General features: G+C 54.6%; 24 protein-coding genes and 2 pseudogenes. 12 read left to right on the forward strand and 14 right to left on the reverse strand.

The features are described 5' to 3' along the window. Window positions 1-29 precede the first annotated feature (29 nt). Window positions 30-1,376, reverse strand: coding sequence for an MFS transporter (locus AC1MEW_RS25555; RefSeq protein ID WP_480424010.1), 1,347 nt, complete (start codon window positions 1,374-1,376; stop codon window positions 30-32). A 105-nt stretch (window positions 1,377-1,481) separates the two neighbouring features. Between AC1MEW_RS25555 and AC1MEW_RS25560 the strand changes: the two genes are divergently transcribed. From AC1MEW_RS25560 to AC1MEW_RS25570, 3 genes are all read left to right on the forward strand, one after another. After that, on the forward strand, window positions 1,482-2,387 hold the full coding sequence (locus AC1MEW_RS25560) for a LysR family transcriptional regulator (RefSeq protein WP_201256829.1): 906 nt from the start codon (window positions 1,482-1,484) through the stop codon (window positions 2,385-2,387). A gap of 666 nt (window positions 2,388-3,053) precedes the next feature. Continuing rightward, window positions 3,054-4,238 carry a DUF2252 domain-containing protein gene (locus AC1MEW_RS25565; RefSeq protein ID WP_322268015.1) on the forward strand — a complete coding sequence of 395 codons (1,185 nt, stop codon included), beginning with the start codon at window positions 3,054-3,056 and terminating at the stop codon, window positions 4,236-4,238. 128 nt (window positions 4,239-4,366) lie between these two features. Beyond that, the gene (locus tag AC1MEW_RS25570) at window positions 4,367-5,662 is read left to right on the forward strand and encodes an NRAMP family divalent metal transporter (protein WP_480424013.1); all 1,296 of its coding nucleotides are present in this window, start codon (window positions 4,367-4,369) and stop codon (window positions 5,660-5,662) included. A 312-nt stretch (window positions 5,663-5,974) separates the two neighbouring features. Here the strand turns inward: AC1MEW_RS25570 and AC1MEW_RS25575 are convergent. The 5 genes and pseudogenes from AC1MEW_RS25575 to AC1MEW_RS25595 form a co-directional block, all read right to left on the reverse strand. Beyond that, a pseudogene (locus AC1MEW_RS25575) lies at window positions 5,975-6,905 on the reverse strand (maltose alpha-D-glucosyltransferase); the annotation flags it as partial. 505 nt (window positions 6,906-7,410) lie between these two features. Beyond that, window positions 7,411-7,824 carry a nuclear transport factor 2 family protein gene (locus AC1MEW_RS25580; protein WP_323570254.1) on the reverse strand — a complete coding sequence of 138 codons (414 nt, stop codon included), beginning with the start codon at window positions 7,822-7,824 and terminating at the stop codon, window positions 7,411-7,413. Window positions 7,825-7,871: 47 nt separating this feature from the next. Continuing rightward, window positions 7,872-8,303 (reverse strand): nuclear transport factor 2 family protein, encoded by a 432-nt coding sequence (locus tag AC1MEW_RS25585; RefSeq protein WP_322268011.1) that lies wholly within the window; start codon window positions 8,301-8,303, stop codon window positions 7,872-7,874. Window positions 8,304-8,383: 80 nt separating this feature from the next. Then, complete coding sequence (locus AC1MEW_RS25590; RefSeq protein WP_480424016.1) at window positions 8,384-8,983, reverse strand: NADPH-dependent F420 reductase; 600 nt, start codon at window positions 8,981-8,983, stop codon at window positions 8,384-8,386. Window positions 8,984-9,053: 70 nt separating this feature from the next. Beyond that, window positions 9,054-9,788, reverse strand: a complete 735-nt coding sequence (locus tag AC1MEW_RS25595; protein WP_480424018.1) for an SDR family NAD(P)-dependent oxidoreductase — start codon at window positions 9,786-9,788, stop codon at window positions 9,054-9,056. Between the two features lie 112 nt (window positions 9,789-9,900). On the opposite strand from AC1MEW_RS25595, the gene AC1MEW_RS25600 reads away from it, so the two are divergent. Then, window positions 9,901-10,263 carry a winged helix-turn-helix transcriptional regulator gene (locus AC1MEW_RS25600; protein WP_480424020.1) on the forward strand — a complete coding sequence of 121 codons (363 nt, stop codon included), beginning with the start codon at window positions 9,901-9,903 and terminating at the stop codon, window positions 10,261-10,263. 499 nt (window positions 10,264-10,762) lie between these two features. Continuing rightward, a complete protein-coding gene (locus AC1MEW_RS25605) occupies window positions 10,763-10,996 on the forward strand; it encodes a hypothetical protein (RefSeq protein WP_480424022.1) in 234 nt (77 codons plus the stop codon). A 924-nt stretch (window positions 10,997-11,920) separates the two neighbouring features. Here AC1MEW_RS25605 and AC1MEW_RS25610 read toward each other — a convergent pair. The 3 genes from AC1MEW_RS25610 to AC1MEW_RS25620 form a co-directional block, all read right to left on the reverse strand. Further along, complete coding sequence (locus tag AC1MEW_RS25610) at window positions 11,921-12,190, reverse strand: YceK/YidQ family lipoprotein (RefSeq protein ID WP_480424024.1); 270 nt, start codon at window positions 12,188-12,190, stop codon at window positions 11,921-11,923. Window positions 12,191-12,285: 95 nt separating this feature from the next. Continuing rightward, window positions 12,286-12,669, reverse strand: a complete 384-nt coding sequence (locus tag AC1MEW_RS25615) for a YfeK family protein (RefSeq protein ID WP_480424026.1) — start codon at window positions 12,667-12,669, stop codon at window positions 12,286-12,288. Window positions 12,670-12,739: 70 nt separating this feature from the next. Then, complete coding sequence (locus tag AC1MEW_RS25620) at window positions 12,740-13,081, reverse strand: hypothetical protein (RefSeq protein WP_480424028.1); 342 nt, start codon at window positions 13,079-13,081, stop codon at window positions 12,740-12,742. A gap of 998 nt (window positions 13,082-14,079) precedes the next feature. Here AC1MEW_RS25620 and AC1MEW_RS25625 point away from each other — a divergent pair. After that, a complete protein-coding gene (locus AC1MEW_RS25625; RefSeq protein WP_480424030.1) occupies window positions 14,080-14,313 on the forward strand; it encodes a hypothetical protein in 234 nt (77 codons plus the stop codon). 357 nt (window positions 14,314-14,670) lie between these two features. Next, entirely contained in the window at window positions 14,671-14,880 is a 210-nt protein-coding gene (locus AC1MEW_RS25630; RefSeq protein WP_480424032.1) for a hypothetical protein, read from the forward strand. 55 nt (window positions 14,881-14,935) lie between these two features. On the opposite strand, the gene AC1MEW_RS25635 is transcribed toward AC1MEW_RS25630, so the two are convergent. Together AC1MEW_RS25635 and AC1MEW_RS25640 are read right to left on the reverse strand one after the other, a co-directional pair. Next, window positions 14,936-15,844, reverse strand: coding sequence for a hypothetical protein (locus AC1MEW_RS25635; RefSeq protein WP_480424034.1), 909 nt, complete (start codon window positions 15,842-15,844; stop codon window positions 14,936-14,938). Window positions 15,845-15,923: 79 nt separating this feature from the next. Further along, a pseudogene (locus AC1MEW_RS25640) lies at window positions 15,924-16,165 on the reverse strand (DUF4113 domain-containing protein); the annotation flags it as partial. Window positions 16,166-16,307: 142 nt separating this feature from the next. On the opposite strand from AC1MEW_RS25640, the gene AC1MEW_RS25645 reads away from it, so the two are divergent. Together AC1MEW_RS25645 and AC1MEW_RS25650 are read left to right on the forward strand one after the other, a co-directional pair. Next, window positions 16,308-16,517, forward strand: coding sequence for a hypothetical protein (locus AC1MEW_RS25645; protein WP_480424036.1), 210 nt, complete (start codon window positions 16,308-16,310; stop codon window positions 16,515-16,517). A gap of 640 nt (window positions 16,518-17,157) precedes the next feature. Beyond that, window positions 17,158-17,421, forward strand: a complete 264-nt coding sequence (locus tag AC1MEW_RS25650; protein ID WP_201256758.1) for a hypothetical protein — start codon at window positions 17,158-17,160, stop codon at window positions 17,419-17,421. A 307-nt stretch (window positions 17,422-17,728) separates the two neighbouring features. Here the strand turns inward: AC1MEW_RS25650 and AC1MEW_RS25655 are convergent, their stop codons facing one another. Then, the gene (locus AC1MEW_RS25655) at window positions 17,729-18,439 is read right to left on the reverse strand and encodes a dienelactone hydrolase family protein (protein ID WP_480424038.1); all 711 of its coding nucleotides are present in this window, start codon (window positions 18,437-18,439) and stop codon (window positions 17,729-17,731) included. Between the two features lie 352 nt (window positions 18,440-18,791). On the opposite strand from AC1MEW_RS25655, the gene AC1MEW_RS25660 reads away from it, so the two are divergent. Then, window positions 18,792-19,274, forward strand: coding sequence for an HIT family protein (locus AC1MEW_RS25660; protein ID WP_201256756.1), 483 nt, complete (start codon window positions 18,792-18,794; stop codon window positions 19,272-19,274). Between the two features lie 545 nt (window positions 19,275-19,819). After that, a complete protein-coding gene (locus AC1MEW_RS25665; protein ID WP_480424041.1) occupies window positions 19,820-21,355 on the forward strand; it encodes a diguanylate cyclase in 1,536 nt (511 codons plus the stop codon). Between the two features lie 397 nt (window positions 21,356-21,752). Here AC1MEW_RS25665 and AC1MEW_RS25670 read toward each other — a convergent pair whose 3' ends face one another. Beyond that, window positions 21,753-22,784 carry an IS110 family RNA-guided transposase gene (locus AC1MEW_RS25670; protein ID WP_347907140.1) on the reverse strand — a complete coding sequence of 344 codons (1,032 nt, stop codon included), beginning with the start codon at window positions 22,782-22,784 and terminating at the stop codon, window positions 21,753-21,755. Between the two features lie 173 nt (window positions 22,785-22,957). Then, a complete protein-coding gene (locus AC1MEW_RS25675) occupies window positions 22,958-23,605 on the reverse strand; it encodes a glutathione S-transferase family protein (protein WP_242486401.1) in 648 nt (215 codons plus the stop codon). A 115-nt stretch (window positions 23,606-23,720) separates the two neighbouring features. Between AC1MEW_RS25675 and AC1MEW_RS25680 the strand changes: the two genes are divergently transcribed. Then, complete coding sequence (locus AC1MEW_RS25680) at window positions 23,721-24,287, forward strand: TetR/AcrR family transcriptional regulator (protein WP_201257091.1); 567 nt, start codon at window positions 23,721-23,723, stop codon at window positions 24,285-24,287. Window positions 24,288-24,318 lie beyond the last annotated feature (31 nt).

Raw genomic sequence — 24,318 nt, forward strand, 5'->3', positions numbered from 1 at the left:
TCAGGCTCCGATTGATCTATATCCAGGGCTTAATGCGTTGCGGCGTGGCTCGGCACCACGACGTCGGTTGATTTGCCAATGCGGCTGCGAGGGGTTGTGCGAGCAAAGAAGATCACCACGGCGGCCACCAACGAGGTCGCCGCCAAGCCATACATCCCGCCTTCGATGGAGCCGGTGGATTGCTCCAGGAAACCGAACGCGGTGGGCGCGACGAAGCCGCCCAGGTTGCCGATGGAGTTGATCAAGGCGATCACCGCCGCCGCAATGCGTGCATCCAGATAACTTTGGGGAATCGGCCAGAACAGCGCCGACGCAGCCTTGAAGCCGATGGCGGCAAAACAGATCGCGACAAAGGCGAAGACCGGGCCGCCGGTGGTGGACATGAACATGCCAAACGCCGCAATCACCAGCGTCAGCGCGACCCAGGCCTGCTGGTGTTTCCACTTGCTGGCCATCGCGGCGAAGCCGTACATCGCGACGATGGAAATGATCCACGGCACCGAGTTGAACAGGCCGACCTGGAAGTCGCCCAGGTTGCCCATTTTCTTGATCATGCTCGGCAGCCAGAACGTGGCGCCATAGATCGTCAACGCGATGGAAAAGTAGATGAAACAGAACAGCGCAATCTGCCGGTCGGCCAACAGTTTGAACATCGAGGGCTTGGGCCCTTTCGCGGCTTCACGGGTCTGCTGTTCCTCCGCGATGGCGGCAATCAACGCGCCCCGCTCCTCTTCACTTAGCCATTTCGCCTCGCGCGGATGGGATTGCAGCCAGAACCAGACGAAACCGCAGAGCACGATGGAAGCGAAGCCTTCGATCAGGAACATCCACTGCCAGCCATGCAGGCTCAAGCCGTTGATGTTCAGCAGCGCCCCGGACACCGGGCCGGAAATTACCGAGGCTATCGCCGAACCGCGGAGGAACACCGCCATGGTCTTGCCGCGCTCGGACGCCGGCAGCCACTGGGTGAAGTAGTAAATGATGCCGGGGAAAAACCCGGCCTCTGCCGCGCCGAGGATAAAGCGCAGCACATAGAAACTGGTCTCGCCTTTGACGAAGGCCATCGCCATGGCCGCAAAGCCCCAAGTGAACATGATCCGCGTCAGCCAGACGCGAGCGCCGTAACGCTGCAGCAGCATGTTGGACGGCACTTCAAACAACGCATAACCGACGAAAAACAAACCGGCGCCGAGTCCATAGGCCGCCGCGCCAATGCCCAGGTCAGTTTCCATATGGCTGCGCACGAAACCGATGTTCACACGGTCGATGTAGTTGACGATGAACATGACCACAAACAGCGGCAGCACATGGCGCTTCACTTTGGCCGCGGCACGGGCGAGTACCGTGGGCTGCGGTGCACTCTGAAGGGTTTTCAAGGGGCGACTCCCGATCTTGTTTTTTTAGGGGCGAGTCGATCATGGACGCGGTAATTGATCCCGTCTAATCTAACTTGGCATTCGATTGATACCTGGATTAGATCAATGTTCGAGCTTACCCAGCTGCGCTGCTTCACCACGGTCGCAACCGAACTCAACTTCCGTCGCGCCGCCGAACGGTTGAACATGACCCAACCACCGCTGAGCCGACAGATTCAACTGTTGGAACACCACTTGGGCGTCGAGCTGTTCACCCGCACCACCCGCAGTGTCGCCCTGACTGCGGCCGGTCGCGCCTTCTTCATCGAAGCCCAGAACTTGCTGGAGCGCGCCCAGCAAGCGGCCGCCACCGCCCGACGTTTTGCCGAAGGCGACATCGGCTCGGTCAACATCAGTTTCGTCGGCAGCGCGGTGTATGAATTCCTGCCCAAGGTGATTGCCGAAGCGCGGCTCAAACAGCCCCACGTCAAAATCGATCTGTCGGAGATGAACACCTACCAGCAACACGAAGCCCTGCGTGCTCGCCGCATCGACCTGGGCATCGTCCGCGCGCCGTTGCTGGAAACGGGTTACGCCACTGAATGCCTGGTGCGCGAACCTTTTGTGCTGGCAGTGCCCAGTAATCATCGGCTGGCCAGCGCAGAAGTCGTGTCGGTGCAGGACCTCGATGCCCAACCGTTTTTAATGTACTCCCACGCCGCCTACCCGCCGTTCAACGAACTGCTGACCGGTATGCTGCGCTCGGCCCGTATCGCCCCGGAATACGTGCAGTGGCTGGGCTCATCCCTGACCATTCTGGCCCTGGTCAACGCTGGAATGGGACTGGCCCTGGTGCCGCGTTGCGCCACCAGCGTCGTGTTCAAGAATGTGGTGTTCCGCGATATCGACTTGGGCGAAGGGGTGCAAAGCGAACTGCATTTGATCTGGCGCGAGAACAATGACAACCCGGCGTTTGCGATGCTGCTGGAAGGGATTCGACGGGCCGTCAGGGAAGGATGGGGCACTGTTTGACAGCAGGTTTTTGGCAGCCATGAAAAAGCCCAATCTTTTCGGATTGGGCTTGGGAACTAGTAGCGATGGGACTCCTGACCTCCGTAGTAGCGACCATGATCACCTCCATGCCCATGCCCATCATGCCAATACGGCCAGCACCCACCGAGCAGCAGGGTGGCTGTAATTACTAACATTAATGCAGTTGTGCGTTTCATCTGATCATCTCCGGGCAGGCAATGCCTGACGCTGTACACGTTTGATCTACCCGAAAATGAGAAGGTTCAAAACGTCGGATCAACTAATCAGACTGCCCGTTCAGAGACTGCGTGACAGCGCTCTATCAATGGTGCGCCTGGTGCCGAGCCGTCTGTCCAGATTCTGGATGTGCACATCCAGTCCGCTGATCAATTGTTTCTGGCGCTTGGATTGCTGCAACGAATGCATCAGTTGTGTCGAGCACTCCAGAGCGTGAAGCTGCTCCACCGCCGTCCGTAACTGATGCTGTCTTCATGTTGCGTATGGGGCCAATCACGGCCCCACACCAAACGGCGAAGACCGAAGCTCTGCTCCAACAGCACGCTTTGCTGACGAAGGGTGGCCAGATCAGGCTCAATAAATCCTGAATCACTTTGAAACATTTAGCCTGATCCAAGCGTCAACCGTTGCCCACGCCGAGCTATTTCCATGACCCCTCCCCGCCCATCGCAACGCCTTCCGCATTTGACTCAGCTACGCAACAAGAAGATGGCTCGCTCGGCACACGCCTATGTTCGAGGCAGCACCGTCCAGTTTTACGAATGGCTACACAGTCAATCAGGCCGGCGCTTGCCTCAAGGGCCCGCAATCTGGATATGCGGTGATTGCCATGCAGGCAATCTTGGACCTACAGCGAACTCCAAAGGCGAAATTGATATACATATTCGCGATCTGGACCAGGCCGTCATCGGTAATCCAGCGCATGATCTTGTGCGTCTGGCCCTGTCGTTGGCGACTGCGGCCAGAGGCTCTGACTTACCTGGTGTCACAACGGCTCGAATGCTGGAAGAAATGATGCGCGGTTATGAGCAAGCGTTCGCTGATCGACCCGATGAAGCGCCCCCGCGCCCAGCCCAAGTAAAGGCGAGCATGCGCAGTGCCGTGCAACGAACATGGAAAAATCTTGCCCGGGAACGTATTGAAAATGCCCGTCCCACCATTCCTTTGGGAAAACACTTCTGGCCACTGTCCCGAAAAGAAAATGCAGCAATACAAACCGTTTGTGCGTCCCCGGAAATCCATCAACTGGTCACTTCTCTGAAGGGAAGACCCAATGGCGCTGATGTAGAGCTTTTAGATTCGGCTTACTGGGTAAAAGGATGCAGTTCGCTCGGTTTGTTGCGTTACGCGGTGCTGCTGGGGGTGGGTGAAAAAGCAGCACAGGAATATTGTTTGATCGACATCAAGGAAGCCGTAGGTGCCGCGGCGCCTCGGGCAGCTCGAGCTCATATGCCGCGCGACAACGGCAAAAGAGTGCTGGAGGGAGCCCGGCAACTTTCACCTTCGCTCGGTGAACGAATGATCACGACGCGTTTTCTGGACCACGGCTTTTTTATCCGAGAGTTGCTGCCTCAGGACATGAAGCTTGAACTGGATGAATTAAGCGAGATTGATGCCATGCACACGGCAGGGTACCTCGCACGCGTTGTTGGAATTGCACATGCGCGGCAGATGGATCGGGCAACTCGAAAAAGCTGGATCGCTGAATTACAGGTAAACCGGACAGGACAGCTGGATGCGCCGTCCTGGCTATGGACCAGCGTTGTGCAACTGGTAGGGAAGCATGAAGAGGGATACCTGAATCACTGCCGACGCTACGCCCTGGAGCATTAGGAGATTCAATAACTCACCATTGAAAGCCTTCAGCCTGGAAAAATCCCGCGGATAAACATTGCGGAACTCCCGTTAAAGCGCCTCAGTCAAAACGAGATGTGGCATCCCATGTCCCTGAGAAATAAGAAATGAACAACAAAGAACTCATAGACAAGCCTCCGGTTGTTGCCCATCGCTCATGGATAAGAAAGCTCGGGCCCGGCCTGATCACTGGCGCAGCGGACGATGATCCAAGCGGTATCGCGACCTATTCGCAAGCCGGCGCGCAATTTGGCCTGAATACGCTCTGGACTTTGTTTTTCACCTTTCCCTTGATGGTCGGCATTCAGATCATCAGCGCGAAAATAGGCCGGGTTAGCGGGCACGGGCTAGCGACCAATATACGAAAACATTACCCTCGACCTTTTTTATATAGCATCGTCGCCCTGTTGATGTTTGCCAATACCGTCAATATTGCAGCCGACATCGCAGCGATGGGCGCGGCGTTGAAGCTGTTGATAGGCGGATCGCCTCACTTCTATGCAGTCGGCTTTGGTGTGGTTTCTCTGCTTCTACAGGTTTTCATCCCCTATAAGCGCTATGTGCGAGTACTCAAGTGGCTGACGCTGGTATTGCTGGCTTATGTGGGCATTATGTTTGCCGTGCATATTCCATGGGCAGAGGTCATTCACCGGACTTTATGGCCCCGGATGTCCTGGAAGCCGGAGTACATAATCATGGTGGTTGCCATTTTTGGCACAACCATCAGCCCCTATCTTTTTTTCTGGCAAGCCTCACAGGAAGTTGAAGACATGGAGGCTGACCCCAAGGCTCAGTCGCTGATTGATGCACCAAACCAGGCGAGAGCTAACTTTACGCGCATCAACATGGACACCATGGTGGGGATGGGTATTTCCAACATCATTGCGTTTTTCATAATGTTGACGACGGCAGTCACGCTGAATATGCATGGCAACACAGATATTCAAACATCTGCACAGGCGGCGAGTGCTTTACGGCCGATTGCGGGCGAGTTTGCGTTTTGGTTGTTCAGTGCAGGCATCATTGGCACCGGCATGTTAGCGGTCCCCGTGCTGGCAGGCTCCGCAGCTTATGCAGTAGCCGGAACATTTAATTGGAAGAACAGCCTCGCGGCCAAGCCGGTAGCAGACAAAGCTTTTTATAGCATCATTACTGCGGCAACATTATTGGGGGTATTAATCTGCTTTGCTCCGATTGACCCCATTAAGGCATTGCTTTGGAGTGCAGTCGTCAATGGTGTCATTGCGGTACCTATCATGTTCATCATGATGTTGATGGCATCACACGAAAAAATAATGGGTTCTTTCGTCATCCACCCAGGGCTTAAGGTGTTGGGTTGGAGCTGTACGATAGCAATGGCGTTCGTAGTGATCGGCATGTTCTGGGGAATGCTTTCAACGTAGACCTTTTCTCTGATACTTGGCTGGTGGCCTCGGCGATAGCCCAAAAACCATCCACGGGGCCAAGAGAATATCGTCTGGTGTGAGTTAGCAGCAGATTTGGCACCGACCAGGACCTTGCAAGAGATTCCGAGCTGACCGCTAGAAGCCGCGGCCGACGGATCTTTCGTGGGCTCAGCGGCACTCAATCGGTGCCAACTACCGGCAAAATGGTTTGTCACCAAAACAGCAAAAAGTCGGGTGAGTTTGCGGTCTGTTTGGCTCTGCGGTTTAGGCCCAAAAACGTCGAATCTGGAGGTGTGAGTCAGGCTCTTGCGCGCCGCCCAGCAATTGATTACCGGTAATCGACAACGGATGGCTTTCAGACCAGGCAGTGCCATCGAGTTTGCGTTCTACACCGAGGAATCCATTAGCATCCAGGCGCAAAATTTTCGCACCCATGACGTCGATGGCGTGCAGTGCATCGCCGATGATCATCTGCTGCGCGGCGAAGGTCGGGTCAAGCCAGTTCAGCGAAGGCTGCCCTTCCTTGAAATAATGCAGATAAACCCAGCGCCGCGGCTTGCCGTCGACGCCAATGACGATCGGTGTTGCGCTCCAGTCGGTCTCCTTGACCCCGGGCTCGAAGAAGATCACCCGTTGTAACTGGCCGACAATGTAATGCTTGTCTCGAAGCACGTCGACCTGCAATGGGCTGAGGTTCTGAGCATCGCGACCTTCGGCGATGTCCGGTAGGTGGCCAGTCTTCTTCGCGGATCTCCACCATATGGTAGAGGCCCGGATAATCTTCATACGCCATTTCGGCCAGACGAAAATCCGCGCCTTTGCCGGTATGCGAAGGGATAACGTCATCAATGATCACCGCGTTGTGCGCGGCGGCCATGCGAGTCAGTGCCTGAAGCTGTGCTTCGGTGCCCAGTTGCGGGTCGATGTCGAAACTGATGCGATCAAAATTGCCATCAATCGTGGGCGTATATTCGGTGCCCAAGAGGCCGCCCGACCTTTTCAGCGGGCCATTGTGAATACCCTGAATGCCGATTCTCGACAGCGCGTGCCATAACGTTTCATCCCCCAGAGCCTCCAGCACGCTGCCATTTTCGCGCGTGACAATCGATGCCGGATACGCGGTGAACCACACCGAAGCCAAAGCCGAAGCGTCACGGGGCCGAGTATGAGCATAAGGCTGTTGCCACAATCGACCTTGCCCCGAGTAGAGTTTGGCCCGCTGTCTTGCGGCATGAAGCATCGATTGCTCAACCAACCAGTCCACGTGTTTTTTTTTCAGCCATCGTCATAAAAAAAATCACCTGTCTATGGGGATAAAATCGCAATCGGCCATTGCAAAGGGTACCTGCCCCCATGGCGCTGCTTGTATTTATATGAGGCCATGAGGTTGCATTGGTTGCATCCAGCCTGGTGCGATGAAGGTGAGTCCGCAGTCACTCGTGGATCGGCGCCTATACCAAGTTCGATTTGCCTGGTTCGTCAGTCAACGAGGCGCGCAGTTGGCGTTAGTAAGGTACATAACGTGCCGTTATCAACAGCGACAGTCCCTGAGGCAAGTGTCAGCTCACCTTTATGCGTCCCCCGAATTGCGAGCTCGACGACTACGACATTCTCCGCGACATAGATGCTGAATAGCTCACGGTGAACATCAGGAAATGCACTTGCGAATGCGTCGAACTTGGCGCCGTTATCGCTGTTCAACGTATTCGCTGACTTTGCGAATTGTTTCGGGTGAGTTCGATGGGTCAGGGCAACGGACTCGCGTTCGACTCGGAGGCCCGGGCCAGTGCTTGCGTGTCGACATATTCTCGAATGTTCGTCAGCTTGCCATTGCGAACAGTGATGGCGAAGACAAAATAATCCTCAAACGTCCTGTTCGTGGCTTTGACTTTCCCCGTAGCGACGCCGACGACCAGAACCCGGTCGCCCTGCGCTACAAACTCGGGGGGCTCCATGGATGTTTCCAGTTCTGCGGAAGCCTTCTGAAGCACGTCCGCCAATCCCGCGTGCCCGCGGTGCGTGCCAGCCAGCGGCCAATCCTCCCCCGGAATGATCCACTCGAAATCTTCTGCACACAACGCCAGCAGACCTTGCCTATCGCCTCCGCCCATTGCTGCAAAAAAGTCCTTCACAACCTGGATATTCTCTTGAATGCTCATAAAGACGTCTCCATTTCGCTTGCATCGGATCGCGTGGTGTCGGTCATTCAGCCGGGGACGAGGCCAAGTTGTTGCTGCATCGCGGAAGCCTCGTTGTAGCAATGGAAAGAAATGACCTTCCCGCCTTCGAGGTGAAAAACATCGCATGACGGAACATCTATCTTCTTGCCCGTGGGAGCCAGCGTCCCTGAAGGAAGAGGCAGATCACCTTTGTGCGTGCCGCGAATCGCGAGTTCGACAACGACGACGTCTCCCGCGACATGGATGTTGAATATCTCACGGTGGACATCGGGGAACGCACTGACCATACCCGCGATAGACTCACCAATGGCCTTCCCGCGAAACTTCATGCCGGATGCCATATCCCACATGTATCCTTCCTCAGAGAACATGGAAACAAACTTCTCGATATCCGTTCCTTGCCCTTCCGCAGCGGCGCAAAGCTCTCTGACTATTTTTTCATTATTAAGCATCATCATTCCTCTCCTTCATTATTGAGCACTTACCTGGTCACATAAGTTGTGGCCAGGACCGCCTCAAAATTTGCGATCGCTATTTATCAGTCGAACTTGACCAAGTCTTTGAAGATCAGTTGGCCCCAGGTATTTCCGCGCGCCTGCACCAGCAGTCCACCTTCCGAAAGTCCGCCAAGTGTGATCGGCGAGAAACCGAGATTTTCTGCAAGCGCACCAACTTCCGCTGCGGCGCCGTCATCGTCACTCGCCAGGAACACGACTCTCCTGCCACCCTGTACGGCCGGGTCTTGGCCAAGGACGGCAGCGCCCAAATGGTTGAAGCCCTTGACCAGTCGTCCACCCGTGAAGGCCTGCGCGACAACCCTGGAAGAAGGTTCTCCTCCCAGTTCCTCAGGGGACACGCCGTAGGCATTGGTCACATCGATAATGGTCTTCCCCTTCCAGGTCGGCAACGCCTTCGCGACGTCCGGGTGCGACTCGAAACGGACAGCCAGGAAGACGATGTCCGCCTTGACCGCGTCCGCCAGTGTTTTGGGAATGATCTCGGGTCCGATCGCGGCCGCGGCGGATGCAAAGCTTTCCGGGTCGCGCGTGGTTGCAACGGCTACTTCGATGCCATTGCGGGCAAACGCCCTGGCCAGGGCCTGGCCGATATTGCCGAAGCCGATAATTGCGTAGCTCATAAGTTCTCCTTGGGTTTACCGAGTCCTACGACGCGCCGAACAATCGAATGGAGCGCCTAGGCGTAGGGCGTCAGAGTTGCGCAAGACCGCCGTCAACGGCGACTTCGCTGGCGGTCATGAAGCTGCTATCCGGAGACGCGAGAAAGGCGGCCACGGCTCCGATCTCCGCCGGATCAGCCATGCGCTGAAGCGGAGTCATCGCGGCGTAGGCCTTCTGTCCCTCCTCGCCCAGCGCTTCCTTCGCGAGTTCGGTCGCCGTTGCCCCGGGCGACAGCACATTTACCCGGATGCCGCTGCCCTTCAGGTCCTCCGCCCAGGTCCGCGCGAGGTTGCGCACTGCCGCCTTGCTCGCGCTGTAGGCGCTCATTCCCGGGGCGCCCGTGGTGCCGGCGCTCGATCCGGTCAGGATGATCGAGCCGCCCTCGCCCATCAGCGGCAGCGCCTTCTGGACCGTGAAGATCGTCCCCTTCACGTTGGTGTCGAAGGTTTCGTCAATGTGCTCGCCGGTGATCTTGCCGAGCGCAAGCTGGCTTCCCGCCCCGGCATTGGCGAAGACGATGTCGAGGGTTCCGCGCTCGGCCTTCACCGCCGCGTAAAGTCGGTCGAGGTCGGCCAGATCGGAGACAGAGCCCTTCACCGCGCGGGCATTGGGCCCGAGTTCGGTTATAGCGGCATCGAGCGCTTCCTGCCGGCGGCCGAAGATGAAGACGAAGGCGCCCTCCTGGATGAAGCGTTTTGCCGCGGCGAGGCCGATGCCGGTTGCGCCACCGGTGATCACGGCGGTCTTTCCATTCAGTCTGGTCATGTCGTGCATCCTTCCTAAGCGTTGCATGGAAGCAGGGAGTTGCTTGCTGGAGGACGACTATGCGACTCTGATTACCTAACGACAAGTATGCACTTTTAGGTAAGTACCCAATATGACGACACCTCCTGAAACCTGCGACCCCGGCTGCGGGCTGAACGCCACGCTGCGCATCATCTCGGGCAAGTGGAAACCGCTGGTCCTGTTTTTCCTGCGCGACGGCCCAAAGCGCTATGGCGAACTAAAGCGCTTGGTCCAGGGCGTCAGTGACAAGGTGCTGATCCAGCAACTGAAGGATTTGGAGGCCGATCAAGTGCTAGCGCGGACCGACTACAAGGAAGTGCCGCCGCGCGTGGACTACGCGCTGACCCCGCTCGGTCGCAGCTTGGCTGACGCGATCATCCCGCTGTGCACCTGGGGGACCGAGAACATGGCGGAAATGGCAAGCATCCTTGCCAAGCGCGACACGTTGCCCTAGCGGGATGCTGAAGAACCGATGCATCGGACGACCCTGCGCATTGGTGGGAGGGCGGCAGGTCGAATGCCTCCGATCAGACCGTCGGGATGCTCGATTTGGGCTCCCTGGCCCATGTTGGTGTTGAAACGATAGCCGGGGCCGATTTCTGCCTGTCGTGACCGGCAGAGGTCGGCCCAAATCGGACGTCATCGAAAGCACCACGTCTCGCCTTGGCCGGGAACGGTAATCGCATGAAGCACCCCGGTGCGCCTGATAAAAATAAATTTTTATAGCGGAAACTTAGTGTGAGGTGCTCAGCCTGTATAGATAATGGCAGCTTGCCACCCTTTATTGATTCGCTCGGGTAAGCAAAGTGCCCCTGTCCCCTGACTAGTTCAATGAGTTCGAGACACCAAGATATTCATACATCCTCCTGTATGCCAATAAATAAACTCATGTGTGTGATCGCGCGGCCTAATAATTTTGCCTGTGATATCGAGTTCTTTCGAACGGAGCTTTCATGGACCCTAAGGTTATCCTGCTGGGTACGATGCTTCTTGTTTCGCCCCTGTATCAAGTTTTTGCCGACAGTTGCAGTAAGAATATCTATGATGGTTACGATTGTAGGTATGATATTGGAACAACCTCTTCCAGCAAAGCCAATATTTACGGTGGGCAAGACATCAACTATAGCGATGGCCGCACGTCGGAAAGCAAAGCCAATATTTACGGTGGGCAAGATACGGAAAATTAGAACAAACCATTACTATATAAGCTTGGCCATTCGCGTCAGAAATTAACAGAACTTTCCTGGAAGGCCAGGCATTTGCCCTCCCAGATGTCGCAGTAGCGATTCTTACGACAAAGCTGTATTTACCAATTTGGATATGTCTTACAGAAAGAAGATAAATCGGAGCGCCTGCTTTTGGCCGATTGCAGCCCTTCATGCCTGAAAGTTTTTTCTCAGTGAGATTAATTTCTCAACTAGACAGTGTTTCGGTAAGTCTTGCTCCGCAAAGCGGCTAGATCGTTCCAATTTATGAAGGGCGCTTCAAAGACGGTCAGAAAGCCGGCTTTCCGAGAGTACCTGGAAGCTACTACGCCGCGGTTCTGACGATATGTCGACTTGATGCAGTGGAGCCAAAGGGCCCTTGGGTACCAGTCAATAAATGTCAGGTCGACAACAGCTGCGACTCTAAAAATTTTTCCGCCAATTAAAGCCCGGCGTACCGGTGTTGCCTTTAACCACATACACAAACGCCCATTCTATATCTTATAGAATGGAGTTTTATGTATGTGGGCTTCAGCCCCCAGCCTAATCGGAGATCAGCGTGTCAGAACCCACCCTCACCTTCATATGCCTCGGCCACACCAAACGAGACGACGGCCTGATTGGGCGCTACCACCTGCAAGTGACCGATACCCGGAGCAGCAGGGCTGTGACGATCTCTGTCGAGCCTAGGCACCTCGCCTCAGCCCGAAGTATGAAGAGGATTCTTCTAGATCGGTGCATGTTCTACTCCGCCACGCGGGCATCGCACGACAAGATGCTACTCGAGATTATTGATCCCCGGCCTGAAGTAATCCAGGAATAGCCCAGCCCGCCGGGCGTCGTCATGGCCGCCAGATGCAAAAAACCCAGCACTAGGCTGGGCTTTTTCACATCTGGTCGGGGCAGTTACTTCTGAGCAGACTCTGCATGGAAGGCGGTATATGGCAGAAATAACGTATCGGCGACCATGCTGAATGGTAGGTCGATTACTGCCAGCGGTACCAAGGCGCGCAAGGCTCCAGCGCTTTCGTCTGTTGTGGCCTTGATCAGCTCAATATCGGTGGAAGATCCGCAATAGGGATGAGCGCCGCAGCCTGGGCGATCACCAAAGGTTTCGGAAAAAGTCGAACACCCCGCCAACACCATCACCACTACAGCCCCTATCAAAATCCGCATGTCGTTCCCTCATTTGATTTGGCGGGACTGTAGCACTAGAGGGCTAGATGCAAAAAGCCCAGCGCGGGGCTGGGTTTTATCGTTACGAGGCGGGCTCAATGAAGCTGGCGCTGCCTCAGTAGCTCTGTCTTCAGCCAGGTGTTCGTCGGTTGAACACCTGCTGCGCAACGCACTTCATAGGCTTTACCACTCATGCTGCTTTTGGTGGCAGCGAGATCGATGAAATCTTCTGCACTACTCACCAAGTTCTTGCCTTCGAGGTAGTTCAGTTTCTTTTCGAGATGTGCTCGAGCCTCGGGTCCAGGGTATTCACTGCCGTTGCGCACAAACTGACATTCGCTGTGCTCAACAAAATCCAGTAAGCCTTTTATCTCTTGGGTAGCCTGCGGCGTAGTTTGAGCCTGCGCACTGCTCATCGTCACAACAAGGCCGATTCCAGCCGCCATCAGCCATTGCGCCAGTCCATTCAAAATCCGCATGATTCTTCCTCGTCCTGAAAGGTCGCGACTATAGCAGCCGCCCAATTCAGCGGGCAGCAAGGCCGTCACATCAACGCTGGTCGATCTCAATCTTCTGCGTCGGATCAGGACTGTATTTCTGACGCTTCAACTGCGGATCGCCAGCAGCCAGGCAGAAGAAATAGATCTCGGCCTCACCGCATCCGCCATGCAGGGCGCACTCGCTGGCTTGCATGTGGTCGAGGAGAATTTCTCGCCCCTGAGATTCACAAAATACGTTTGCTTCTTTCAGGGCCTGACCTTTTGCAGATGCCGGGCCACCAAAGGGGACGCGCGTTGAAATCGTGTAGGTGTCTGGGCCGACCTTTATTGGGCCGCTATCAGCACAGCCAGAAAGCAGCGCCAGGGCCAGAACCCCTACGAACAATTTCATGCAAATCACTCCTGTGGAAAGTCGCCAACCATATCACCGGTTTGCCCCTGTACGAATCCCCAGTAACTCCACCGAAGCGCAAATAGATATGGACTACGCATTACTGTAGAGAACGAAGAAGTAACCGGCTGGGATTCCAAGTCCGGCTGATATGTCCGGCATTTTAAGGATTTCCCAGTCCTTTGCCTGCAAGCCCAAGGACTGGGATTGCGCCAATTTCGGTGCGTTAATGACCTGAAGGTCAATGTGACATTTAGAATATCTACCATTTCCATCACTAAGCGAGATGCGCCGTCGAGGTACAACGTCGTTCTAGAAAGTAACGAAAAGCAGACCTCAGTGACCTATGGTTCGACGCGCCGAAGGCACCTTCTGAAATGACCTACAAAGCGTCTGTTGAAGCTCGCCGCAGAGTGCGAACCAGCCGCTGCTGAATCCCGGAGGTGGCGATGAGCCGAATGGTCAGCGTCCGCACCGAGGAACTGACCGGCCCAGCTCTGGCCTGGGCAATCGAATCCATCGAAGGCGCTCCGCCCGCCGCCCGCCGCCCGCCGCCGCCGGCCAGCTGCAACTGCCACTCGCTCAGGTCATCGCCGAGCAACTGGCGTCTGGTGTGAGCGCGGCCATCGATACCCATGGCTGGCCGACCTAACCAACGATCCCTGCAACCGCCAGCCCGGTGAAACCCGAACCATCGCGGTGTTCCGCGCCGTAGTCTTCGCCAAGCATGGCAAAACCGTCAGCGTCCCCGCCGAACTAATCCAGCTGTAAACCCAAACCTTACAACTCACAGCCTGCCGGTGAACGGCGGGCGAGGAGTTTTTGCATGTCCAGATCCTATCCATATGCAGCCTGGGTGCTCACCAAAGATTTCAAAGCAAAAAAGGTCAAGCTCGTAAGACCCGGGAGCGACTCCGGGGTCAAAACCGGTCGGTATGTAAGCGCTGAAGGACGTACCTATACAGAGCCAGAGCTCCACCGAAGCAAGCAGGAAGCGGTTGAATTCGGGTGGCGTCGAGATAGATGCCGCGAAGCAGTTGAATCTGGAGTTCATGCGCGGTGCAGATTTGATCGGCACAGTGATGGGCAGCTCATTTGAATCGTTCGCCGGCTTCCCCCGACACCTACGAGCCCGACGTGCTGCCGCCGCCAAAAACCACCAGAAGGACCACGCTGAAATCGTCTGGTCCGAGGCAATTCCGGACCTGAATATCAGCGAAATCACCGGGTAGTTTTGCGCCAGTTTTGCACGGGTTTTGCGCAGGCACAAAAAAGCCGATCTAGATGATCGGCTTAAGTATCTGATTTTATTCAGGAAATATGGTCGTAACGGAGTGATTCGAACACTCGACCCCTAGCACCCCATGCTTGCAGGGGCGCTAAAAAGCTATACGGTACAGTCCTTTGGAACGGCGCCCACTGCAATCGATGCCGCACCGTGACTAACCGTGTTTTACGAATCCCCGCAAAAGTCCCTACACGCTTTCGACGAGAAAGTCCCTGCATCCCGGCGTCCTACCGAGCTGAGTCACCCCCCCTCAATCAAGTTTCCCCCTCTGCTACGCTGACCTCATAACCGAGGATTCGCGATGCCACATTCAGACCTGCTCCCTTCCCTGCTGTACAAGATCAACGAGAACCAACTCGCCCTTGAGGCGGCCATCATGGAGCTTTCGAATTGGGTCGAGGCGCGAGGTTCGGCCGACGTCGCCGACAACGTCCGGGGCGCACTGGAAGCCATCGACAAGAACGAAGAATTCATAAAGCTGACGCTTGCGGTGTTGATGGCGCCTGAGTGACTACAATCGGCTGTGGATTCAACCGGTCAATGCATCACAACTAAATCCTGTGTAATTAGACTCCGGTGTAAAAACTACCACGACCGATTAAGCGCAATGCTTTTTCTCTGTGCTTCGTAATAGAAAACAATGCGTTTTTGTATGTGCGATCATATGAGATCCTCGCCCATGTTTGCCAACAGAACTCCCAAGTTCCACCATCGCCATGAAACCCCATGACATTAGTTCCAGCGGCGTAATCAAAATTCGTTCTTCCATCAGCTGTTTTTCGCACTCGCTCATTTTCAATACATTGAAGATATTGACGCCTGTGCAAACTTGCAACTTCAGTCAGTGGAAACCCTATCGCGCCAAGCATCTGCGCTTGTGCAAGATCTTTATCTGCCCTCATTGAGGCTTGAGCTTCCGCCATAAGATCGTCAAAAGCGGTTATTCTAAAATATTCTTCTCTCTCCGCTGCATCTAATGGAAGCTGTTGAATACGATTGGCATGATAAACCACCAAGTCGCCAGTGCCGTGTACTCTATCAATGAATATTGAACATCCGGAAAGAGCATCGGTAAAAAATGCATTTACATTTAAATCACCGGCACGCGGTATTATCATTGAGGTAATTGCATTTTGATAAAAAGGTAAGTACGCCACTCTTGGGCTTGCCGGTGGTGGAGGTGATGGCGGTACAAAGTTTATTCTATTGCCAGAAGAGACACCATCGATAGCAGTTATACCAGACTCAGCCAGGTAAGGGGTTGTGGCCGCAGTTGCCACTATTGGCGCAGGTACTCCACCAAGAGGTGGCGCGACTAACGCATTAAAACTCAATGAATAATGAGTTCCATTTGCGTCTAAATCTGAATTTCTAGGTATCCCCGCTGAACTTCTAAGAATAGGCGCTGTAGCCGGCCCACCCTGATAGTTCCCAGCTACCCATATACCATTATTGAACTCTTCTCTAGTTGGCATAGCGCGTCCCTGCATAAGTGCGTACTCAGTCTTCGAAGAGTAGCTCACGCATACTGATTTACGCCAAAACATTCCCGCGTCAATGGCAAGAGATATGCCATAGCTTATCCAGTCGGGTCGTATAGCTCTGGCTCATCAACTGGCGCCGCATAGCCCAGTTTGGAGTAGCGGGAGCGCTCGCTACCCGCAGCGTGCCTCGGCCCCATCGGTCGTTGATCGCATCAAGCACCGACATTACCTTCGTTGCCTCAACTGATTGCGACCGGGTAAACAGATCCTCGGTGAACTTCCCGGCAGGCACAGGTTCAGCAGCATCACCTCGTTACACCCTCATTACATGGTCATTGGTACAAAAATTGGTACAAGCTTCATTCCCTTCTTAGGCGTCCTGCCGAACTGAAACCCATCTTTCCCACTCAAGTTTCGCCCCTGCTACGCTGCGATCTTCCACAGAGGAATCGCGATGCCAAACTCAGACCTGCTCCCTTCCCTGCTGTACAAGATCAACGAGAACCAACTCGCCCTTGAGGCTGCCATCACGGAGCTTTCCAACTGGGTAGAGGCACGTGGCTCAGCCGATGTCGCCGACAATGTCCGCGGCGCCCTGGACACCATCGACAAGAACGAGGAGTTCATCAAGATGACGCTGGCGGTGATGATGGCGCCGGACTAAATTTCGTGGGCAGCAGACATATTAAGTAACAGCGTCAATTTGGCACGGGCTGCGCAGGCAGGTTCAATGAGCCTTTTTGCAGGGGTACTGCCATGACTACTACTCAACTGATTCTGTTGGTCGTTTTTGGAGTCGTCGTCATCGCTTGGGGGGCCAAGCTAGACATCGACAATCACAGAAAGGAAAAAGAAGCTCAGCTAGCACCGAGCAATACTAAGCCCTAATCACGCATCATTCAGCGTCCCTGTCGGCCACTTTCGGTGTGAAGCGAACAACGAATGCTCTATAAACTCTGCCGGAGCAGAATTACACCGCTATGCAGGGTGGATTCTGCTAAGGGATCAGAGGCAGTGAAACCGGGAACTCTGTACGCAGAACCACCCACTTTATCGCATTCAAACACGCATAGTGGTACGTATTTTGGTACGAGACTCCTCCGCCCTATCCGAATAAAATTAACTCCACGCTCCTCGCCACACCGAGAAATCATCGAGATTATAACGCCGCAAGGAAGCCCCCATGGCCGGACTACTTACGACAAGCCTACTTGAGCTTTACTCAAGGATATGTTCGTGAGCTGAAGCCTCTTATGCTCTCTTTGTCTTCCATAACTACGACTCACTGAAACTCAGGATAAATGATGTCTTTTTATATGATCACCTACGGCTTGACTCAAATTGAAGAGTTATACATAGGCAGAACCGAAGAAGAGGCTGTTGCGAATGCAAGAGGACTCATTGATCAATGGCCAGAATACGCCGCCATATCAGATGACGAAATTATTGAGCTAGCAAAAGCTGATGAGCTAGAGTTTGACCTTATTAAGATCCATAGCTTATGGCCAGGAGAAAATTTAGATTATAAGCAGTTAATTAATATTTATGAGTCGCAGCAAGGCGGCTGACTTTCCAAATGGTACAAATAAGGCGAATTTATTTTTGTAAAATTCTCGTTCTGACCGGCTTCAGCGAATTATCGCTGGCAACTTTGGGTCGCTTCCTGCCAGTCGCGACAGGCAGCAATCGGCTAGGAGCCGACATATGGGAGCTTCAATTATTCAGTCGATGAACGGCCGATGTTAACTTGAAAGCTGCCGTCAACGATCAAGTTAACCGGCGCGCCGCCACCGACGATTGCCAAGTTAATGGCATGAATTGGCGCGTCCGGTTGAATGAGTGATTAGGGCGCACTTGACACGCCTCGCACCGTTGCTACTTCGCCCCTTCCGCCGGCAATGCTTGTTTCAGCTGTGCGATCGTCCGTTTGATTGCGTCCTGGCCTGCGGCCTGATCCTTACGCGCGGCCGTGGCCAAGTTGAACCCGTGACCGGCGCCGTCGTACTCATGCAGCGTCAGCATGGGTGGGGAAACTGCCTTGGCAGCGTTGGCGAGTTGACGCGCCGTTTCGATTAGGCAGCAATCCTTGTAGGTGTCTGCCGTACCGGCAAACATTTGCACTGGAACCTTGATCTTGGCGACAAAGTCGGCCGGGGCCTTGATGAATGCGGTGTACGGATAGCCTACAACGACCGTTGCGACGAGCTCTGGCATCCGTGCCGCGTAGGTCAGCGCGGTCGCTCCGCCGAGCGAATAGCCAACGACGCCCACCTTGCCTGGCAGCGCGTGCGCACCCGCCTGAGCCCGCGTAATCACCTCTTTGAGCATGTTCCCGGCACGGCTCGTGTCTTTGATCCAGAATTCATTGCCGTCGACCAGAACGACATCGAAACCAGCGTCGGCGATCTGCTGCGCGGTCATCGCGTAGCCAGGCATGCCTGTTTGGCCAGAAACAAGGACGACGACGCGTCCACTACCTGACTTTGGTAGGAACTCTTGCTGTTTTGGACCAGGGTCCTGAGCACCCGCGCACAATGAAACGGCCGCAAGCAAGGATACGAGGAACCGGGGGAAAACACTCAGCATGGGGGCCTCCTTCAGCGCATTGTGATTCTACCCACAGCGTCGTTCGTCCCGCGAACGCAACCTGCTGTGGGAACGGGCCTAGCAATATTTATACGGACAGTGGTGCCCGCATAACATAGATATTGATGATAGGATTTATAGTCCCCAACTGCTTGACATGCAAACTTGTGCCCTGTTCAAGCTCAGACCAGTGACAGCTGCAAGTTGCTAAGCGGACGCTACATGGTCAAAGGGGCAGATGGCCGCTCAGGGTCGATTTCGGTCGGTCGTAACAGACAGGAATCGACCAAAAACTGACGACACTGTGATGCCTTGCTAGTCTGTATGATCGATCGATCATGGACCCCAGCGCATGGAATTGGCACCACACTTCATCATCCATGAAACCGCTCACTGGATACTCAATCATCACCTGTCGTCCGCCCTCCCCGGCTACCTGATGCTGGGGTCGAGGACTCACGTCAACTCGCTGGCTGAGCTATCTGACGGTGCACTCGCAGAACTGGGCGGCCTGCTCGCCACCATTCAGAAGACCATTGAGTCGGAGTTAAAGCCGAAGTGGCTCTACATCAGTCGATTCGGCCATGACCCTAGCTTCCCTATCCATTTTCACTTCATTCCGGTGTACCACTGGGTCGAAGATCTATTCTGGAAGGATGGGAGATACAGAGTTCTGGAAACCCTCGCAACAAACGAGAATGCGCAGTCGCTGACTGATGGAGCGGAACTGACGCTGTTCATCTGGCGTGAATTTGGCGAGAAACCGGAGCCACCGGCAGCCCAAGGACCAACGATCAATCAGGTCATCGAGGGGTTACGCAGGTCATTCAGATAGGACGGAAAGTCGGTCCGACTTGGGTCGGTTTCAGCCGGTCGTGGCAGGTAGAAATCGGCCGAGGATGTGGAAAAACGTTTTAGAGCAAGTATGACGGTCAGAATCGGAACGAAAATCGCGCGCCTACGCAAATTTCAGGTCCGCTGCATAACCAAACACTGGCAGATTTAACGTAGCGACGCAGACTTCAAAATGGCGCCTGCGTTTTTACACAGCCTGGGCCAAAAGCAGCCGGTCGAGCAATATCCAGAAAAGCGGGTTGCGCGACATTGCCATTCGCCAGCTTGGGCTCGCCTGAGCGCTGCCAGACTGGCTGACGTAGCCTATCAGCCGAAGCCTGCGGAGGGTCGGCGAACGTGTCTATAACTGTTCGCAGACCCATTTGCCACGACAGTTCGAGATTTGAACCGTTAACTGGTTGGAATCTTTCATATAAGCCCCTTTCTCTAACGCCTGATTTATAAAGATAACGACAAGCGTGCCGATACTCCAAAGGTACTCCAGGTCACTGCACGCTGTTTTTGGCGATGAGCAAGGAACACAACATGATGTCTACTCGTCAGAACGCACTCAAAGCATCAGACGTGACCCTTTGCGGTCTGGTGTGCCTAGCTGGTGTCGCCGTCACGGTCTTGGTACTGATTCTGTTCGTTGGGTCAGAGCAACGCACCGTCAACGTTGCGTTCCAACTGGAGGTCGACGAACGATTCAGTCGCCTGCAACGACGCTTTAATACTCAGGTCTTAAAACTAGACGTTGTGAGGCGTTTCTTTATCAACGCCGACGATGTCACTGAAAAGGAGTTTCTGGGATTCGTCACGCCTCTGGTCGGAGAGGACGAAGCCTATAGCTGGGTATCCAGGATTCTCGAGAAGGATCTCCAAGCGTTTCGCACTAAGGCGCTTCTCAACGGCACCAGTGATTTTTCATATCATGAAATTAATCCCGTCACCGGCGAAAGAGTCCCCCTCGCCAGCCGGCCGGAACACTGGATATTGCTCTACTTATTGAAGCGCGATGACGTAAAGATCATACCGGGCATGGATGTTCTGGCTCGCCCGGGTCGCCAAGCCTTGATGAGCAAGGCACGAGAAACACGTCAAATTGTTGTGTCGGAACCGTTGAAAATGACCAACGGGCAGTCGGGGATTTTCTTTGTCGCACCTGTATTCCAGGAGTCCCCTGAAGTTCCATCGAACGATGATAATTTGCAGGGCTTCGTTGTCTCCACCGTACGCTTGGCTTCTTTGATGGAACAAGGCATTCCATTACCAAGTCTGCAACGACTGAACGTGACGCTTTCATTGATCGACACGCAGCATCAAGGTGAAAACATTTATCAGAGCTTGGCCCCTGCTGCCCCTTCAGCGCTGTACGCCCAGCGACTGTTGAAAGTAGCCGACCAAAATTACTTGATCCAGTTTAGACCCAGCTCAACATTTCTGGTCGCCAACAGCTACGCACTGTCCATCAGCCTGATTATCGTGTTCGGTGCAGGGTTGACGCTGCTGCTGACCTTGATGGTGTACTTGCTGATTACGCAGCGCGCCCGTGCCCTCTCGCTGGTTGATGAACGCACGCAAGACTTGCGTTTGTTGAACATTACCGATCACCTGACCGGAGTCTATAACCGCCGATACTTCGAAGAGTTGATGGAGCGCCTGCTCATCGAGGCTAACGTGCAATACCGCCCTCTGTCGCTGATCATGTTTGACGTCGATCACTTCAAACACATCAACGACCGCTGGGGCCATCAGTGTGGTGATAACATTCTGAAGTCGTTGTGCACACGAATACGTTCGGCAACACGCAAAACCGATCTGCTGTGCAGAACAGGCGGAGAAGAGTTTGCATTGATCTGCCCGGATAGCAAACTAAACGATACAAGGCTGCTGGCAGAGAAGCTTCGAGCTCTGATAAGCGACCTACCATTTGATGATATTGGGCAGGCGACTTGTAGCTTCGGCGTTGCAACCTGGATTCCATCAGAATCGTTTGACGCCTTCATTCGGCGTGCCGATACCGCGATGTACAGTGCTAAATCAAGTGGTAGAGATCAAGTCCAACTTGCCGATATGTAGGAGATCGGCTACCCGGATGACACTGCGCAGAGCCAAAACTCGACAGCTTCGGAGCCGCGCTCTGCCTTCAGGTCATGGCCGTTTACTGCCGGTGCTGAACGGCAGCTTTGGGTCGAAAACGACCACTCACGAATGACTGTATATGGACTCCTCCTCATTGCAAGCCCCCTTCGCTTTGGCGCCCGTGCCGACTGCACACGTATATTCGGCCTCTGATTTCAGCATCGATTCGATGCAGGGCCATGATGGGCTATTCGCGCGTCGGCTCCCAATTGCTTTTACGTGCTTTACGCACCTGGTCATTAGAGGGTTTTGCCAACGCCGGTTCGACCGGTTTGCCATTGTTCGGGTCGCTTCGCAATCGTGGTGTAGAGGTGCTTCTCCTTGGATGAATGGGTCAGGCCGCGGCCCGATCCGGTTGGTAATCAGTGCCGTTGCGTAGCATCGCCCAAGCCATGCGTGCAGTTTTGTTGGCGAGGGCAATAGCGGCCACATTGGGATGTGAGCGCTCGGCTAAACGAACGGCCCATTGGCTGAGCCGGTCGTCTTTGAATTTGGCCGTGCGTAGTGCTGATCGTGCACCGTGGATCATCAGCGTTCGCAGATAAGCATCGCCACGTTTGCTGATGCCAAGCAGTCGATCTTTACCGCCGGAGCTGTGTTGCCTCGGCGTCAGGCCTAGCGAGGCGGCTAACTGCCGGCCATTGGCAAACTGTCGAGCATCACCAATGGCAGCAACGAGTGCGGTGGCTATCATCGGGCCGACCCCGCGTAGCTGCTGCAAGCGGACGGCAGTTGGTTCACTTGCCGCGATTGCCGAGATCTCGCTGTCGAGTTCGCCCACGCGTTCATCCAGTGTGCGAAGGTCGCCCCACAAGCCATCCAGTAAATGACGAAAGCGTACGGTCAAACCGTTATCCGCCTCTTCCAACCAGCACGGTATGGCACGACGTAGCATCAGTAACTCTTTCGGAGCGACGAGGCCGTACTCGGCAACCAGCCCACGGATCTGATTGGCTTTGGCCGTCCGCTGTTCGATCAAGCCGGCTCGGATGCGATGCGTCGCCTGGATATCCTGTTGCTCAATCGTCTTGATGGCGACGAAGCGCATGCTGGGGCGGCTCATGGCTTCACAGATTGCTTCGGCATCGTTGGCGTCGTTCTTGTTGCTCTTGACGTACGGTTTGACGAACTGAGGCGCGATCAGCCTCACCCGAAATCCGCGTGCCTGTAGTTGTCGCGCCCAATGATGGGCTCCACCGCAACTCTCCATACCGATTTCACAGCCGGGTTCGATTTTCTCCAGCACCGTTTGCAGCCAGCGATCGCGCGGCAGGCACTGCCGCCAGATTGGTTGTTCATGACAATCCACTCCGTGGATCTGAAACACGTTCTTGGCCAGGTCGACCCCAATGCGCATAAGCTTCATGTGTGGACTCCTTCTCACGGTTGACTGTGGTTTGCACCTTCAGTCTGGCACTCAAGATGCCGAAGTGAGGAGGAGTCCATCCCATTGCTTATGGCCGATTGCAGCCCTTGACGACAGGCAAGAATCGGCCAAAAGCGGCCCTTGTGTGAACGATAAGCCCAGCATTTTCCGCATTAACTAAAGTTCGGCTCGGTCAACACGTTGCGCCCTGACTGGCGCAATCGCATGCGAAAAAGATAGTCACGAAGATTTGATGTTTTTTTCAGCCATTGCGCACTTTCGGGCACACGTTCCAAATAATCGAGCATAGGCGTCAGGATGGCGTCCGCCATGCTGTAGTCCGCCCCGCAGAAAAATTGCTGCCCGCCCAAATGCGTCTCCAGCAGCCCAAGTGTTTGGGTAGCCATTGGCTCGGCGGTAGCCACAGCTTCTCTATCGATAGGGCGTGACGGTTGCGCAGGTGAAACCAGCAATAAAAGATAACGACGTATCAGTCGATCATCGGCATACGTCGCCAAGGCAGCGGACCACTGATCGACCTTTACCCTCTGGGCCAAGTCTGCGGGTCTTAGAGAAGTGCGCGCAAAGGCTTCATCTAGGTAGCGGCAAATGGTGGTTGTTTCGATTACGCTCCGCTCTCCATGCAGCAATACCGGGACCTTGCCAAAAGGATGCAGTGCCTTGTGTTCAGGGTTGTGGAGCGTGATCGTTTTACCATCCACGTGCATCCCGTGTGTGTAATCGAGCGCTTTCTCTTCGCAGTAAAGTCTGACACTACGTACGAAGGTACTAAATCCAGGTCCCAGTATGTGCAATCTCATGTGTAGCTCCTTGAGGGGGAAGAGTCGGCAATTCTGGTCGGTATGACTTTATGTTCAAGAACATAAAGTCCCGTTTTGTCATACTCCATCTCACGCTTTACTGAGGAGAAGCCGTATGCCCTGGCCTGCTACACAGCGCGCAACCACTCGACAGATGATTCTGGATAGCGCATCGCGCCTCTTCGCACTGGAAGGTTTCGAAAAAGTCAGTATCGACTCAATTATGGAGAGTGCGGGATTGACCCGGGGGGCCTTCTATAGTCACTTCGCATCCAAAACGGAGCTTTACACCGAAGCTATTAGAAATGCCGCGAACGCGGGGGGTGCGATACTGGAAGAGGCTGGTAAAGACGGTTTGCAGCAGGTGGTGAAAGACTATCTCCGCATGGACCATCGGGATGCAAGCCGCATGCACTGTCCGTTAGCCTTCATGGTCAATGATGCTGCTCAGCAGGACGGAGCCATCCAGGAGAGCTACACCCAAGTGCTCGCAGCTTTCATCACACGTCTAGAGTCCGGACTGAAATCGACGACAGAGACGGATACACGCCAGCATGCTCTGCAAATTGCCGTAGGGATGATTGGGGGCTTGGCACTAGCTCGAGCTGTGGCCGATGACCAATTGGCGCAAGAAATTCTCACAGCCTGTCAACAGGGATGTTTGCAGCTCGTTGAGCTATGACATGCCTTAGTAAGCAACGAAACGGCCGCAT

This window comes from Pseudomonas sp. ASL4 (genome assembly GCF_056680395.1).